The 2,379-nt window shown below is 30.4% G+C and carries 4 protein-coding genes and 1 pseudogene; 1 reads left to right on the forward strand and 4 read right to left on the reverse strand.

Annotation, left to right across the window (positions count from 1 at the left end; translation table 11 throughout):
• Nucleotides 1–137: 137 nt before the first annotated feature.
• The gene (locus tag ACFSY7_RS10400; protein ID WP_380147782.1) at nucleotides 138–272 is read left to right on the forward strand and encodes a hypothetical protein; all 135 of its coding nucleotides are present in this window, start codon (nucleotides 138–140) and stop codon (nucleotides 270–272) included.
• A gap of 280 nt (nucleotides 273–552) precedes the next feature.
• On the opposite strand, the gene ACFSY7_RS10405 is transcribed toward ACFSY7_RS10400, so the two are convergent.
• The 4 genes and pseudogenes from ACFSY7_RS10405 to ACFSY7_RS10420 all read right to left on the reverse strand — a co-directional run bounded on the left by ACFSY7_RS10405 (nucleotide 553) and on the right by ACFSY7_RS10420 (nucleotide 2,269).
• Nucleotides 553–912, reverse strand: a complete 360-nt coding sequence (locus ACFSY7_RS10405; RefSeq protein ID WP_034537165.1) for a DUF1304 domain-containing protein — start codon at nucleotides 910–912, stop codon at nucleotides 553–555.
• A gap of 3 nt (nucleotides 913–915) precedes the next feature.
• A complete protein-coding gene (locus tag ACFSY7_RS10410) occupies nucleotides 916–1,203 on the reverse strand; it encodes a putative quinol monooxygenase (RefSeq protein WP_034537162.1) in 288 nt (95 codons plus the stop codon).
• Between the two features lie 17 nt (nucleotides 1,204–1,220).
• Nucleotides 1,221–1,850: pseudogene (locus ACFSY7_RS10415) on the reverse strand (nitroreductase family protein).
• Between the two features lie 2 nt (nucleotides 1,851–1,852).
• The gene (locus tag ACFSY7_RS10420; protein WP_380147783.1) at nucleotides 1,853–2,269 is read right to left on the reverse strand and encodes a MarR family winged helix-turn-helix transcriptional regulator; all 417 of its coding nucleotides are present in this window, start codon (nucleotides 2,267–2,269) and stop codon (nucleotides 1,853–1,855) included.
• Nucleotides 2,270–2,379: the final 110 nt, after the last annotated feature.

The following is a 2,379-nucleotide window of genomic DNA, read 5'->3' on the forward strand; positions in this document are numbered from 1 at the left end:
AAAAGAAAAAAGCTGGGATATTCCCAGCTAATCATTTAACTACTTAATTCTATAATGGGGAATTTTATCCCGATATTATCGGAGAATTTAGAGGCGTTATTGACAGCACCCAATTGATTAATGCCTCTATAAACAAAATGAATAAACCAATAGAGTTGAAGTGTGTATCTGAAAATAAAAAAGCTATGGAATTCTATGAAAATAATGGCTGGAAAAAAGTTGTCGAAGAAGGTAATCCGAATGAAAAGTATTGGGTTATGGTGTATGAATAAATTATAGTCTATTTTATTAAGTTCTTACAGCTATCTAAAATCTTGATTAAATACTATACTTACTGAAGAGAGAAATGATAGCTAAAAAAACTGACACCAGCACAGCACTGGGATCAGTTTTTTATTTAACCCTCTTTTTTTATTGTCTTTGAAATAAGGATTCAAGTTAAATGTTTTTAGCGCATATTAAGGATTTATATGGGTCTATTGTGTATTAATAATTTGGAAAATTCAACTATTTTTTAACACTAGCTCCTTCGTAGAGACGTAGTTATAAAAATTAAAAGAGTGTTGAAATTAAGGTTACTAGAGCTGGACCACCCTGTATAAAAATAATTTTTTTACTACTTGTGACACTACCATATAAAGCAACAATTATAATGTAAACTAGTAGTAATCTTGTGACTTCAAGAGAATTTGGTGATAAAAATACACCATAGAGCAATCCTAACCCAATTAATCCATTATATACTCCTTGGTTTTTGAGTAACACATTAAGTGACTTTTGACTTAATTCTTTCTGATCAATGTTAAATATACGACTTGTCTTGCTAGAAATTGTAATGATTGTTTGAATATACATGATATAAAAAAACTCAATAGCAACAATCACCGTTAAAATAATAGACCATATAGTCATCACTTATCCTCCAAATTCGAAAATTTTTAAGTCAGGTGCTTTTATGCTGTAATCAGCTACTTTACTAATAAAATTTTGTAGTAAAGGATTTTGATTATGGATATCAATTGCAAATTGATCTTTCCAATTTTCTACCATAATGAAGGTATTTCTTTCTTCTAGGGATTCGTAAAGATTGTAGGCTAAACAACCTTCTTCTTTTCTAGTTTCTGAAATTAATTCTTTGGTGTCTGATAGAAAATTCTCGCGTTGATTCCCTTTGATAAAAAATGAGGCATTAATAACTTTCATTTGATCAGCTTCCTCTCTTATTTAAAAGTAGTGAATTCTTTTGCATCCAGTCGAATAGAATTATATCCTTCTTCTAATGCTTTACCAATGGATAGAATCATGACCGGTACATAACGGTCTTTTTTTAATCCAAATGCTTCTGCTAATTTATCGGCTTCAAATCCACCAATAGGGTTCGTATCATATCCATGAGCACGTGCAACAAGCATAAATTGCATAGCAGCTAAACTGGAATCAATTTTTACAACATCATTCATTTCTTCTCTAGTGAAGTTTTTGTAATAAGGGATGATTGCAGCTAATTGTTCATCTCTCACTTTTGGAGACATTTTACCTTCAATTACTGCCTAATTATAAATTACTTCTCCATACTCATAACATTCCATATCTCCAAATATAAGTATCATTGCTGAAGATGTGTCGTTTTGTCTTGTATTGAAACGAATTAATGGTTTCAATTTTTGTTTTTCTTCAGGACTCTCGACGACTACAAAACGCCAAGGCTGCATATTTACTGACGACGGTGCTATAGTTGATTTCTGGATCATTTCAAGCATTTCTTCGTTAGAAATTTTGATACTCTCATCGTACAATCTGATGGATTTTCTATTATAAGCGATATCTGAAAAATCATTATTTATTGTCATTTTTAAATCTCTTCTTTGATTAATTTTTTAAGCAATAGTCGTAATTGTTTCTCTTCTACAGAACTAAGTAGATGATATAAAGGATTTTGTGGTCTATCATGTTCTTTCTCACAGCTTTCAAGATCCATTTTTGCTTTTTCAGTAATTTCTACGAAAATTTCTCGATTATTTTCTTTATTTCTTTCTCGAATCACATATTCTTTTTCTTCTAAAATTTTTAAATGTCTCGTAACAGCAGCACTATCAATATGTAACCTATGCTGTATTTGCTTTTGCGAACATTTTCTTGTTTCTTTAAGAAGCATCATTAATTCATACCTGGTCAAACTAAATCCAGTTACTTCCTCAAATTTGGATGTCATTTCTTGGTTCGCAATCTTTATCTGATAAAGAAGACTACTAAATTCTTTAAAGTTCAAACTATCCCTCCCTCTATAAATGTTGATATATCAATGGCTCACGCCATTTTTGAGTGTCAAAAAAATATTTTCCAACACGCATATCTAACTTAATTTTGTATTAATTGATA

The organism is Kurthia populi, assembly GCF_042686175.1.
Classification (GTDB): Bacteria; Bacillota; Bacilli; order Bacillales_A; family Planococcaceae; genus Kurthia; species Kurthia populi.

Bases quoted from the DNA above. Each gene is read 5' to 3' on its own strand.
- ACFSY7_RS10410 (WP_034537162.1), bottom strand. From the start codon at position 1,203: ATGAAAGTTATTAATGCCTCATTTTTTATCAAAGGGAATCAACGCGAG.
- ACFSY7_RS10405 (WP_034537165.1), bottom strand. From the start codon at position 912: ATGACTATATGGTCTATTATTTTAACGGTGATTGTTGCTATTGAGTTT.
- ACFSY7_RS10400 (WP_380147782.1), top strand. From the start codon at position 138: ATGAATAAACCAATAGAGTTGAAGTGTGTATCTGAAAATAAAAAAGCT.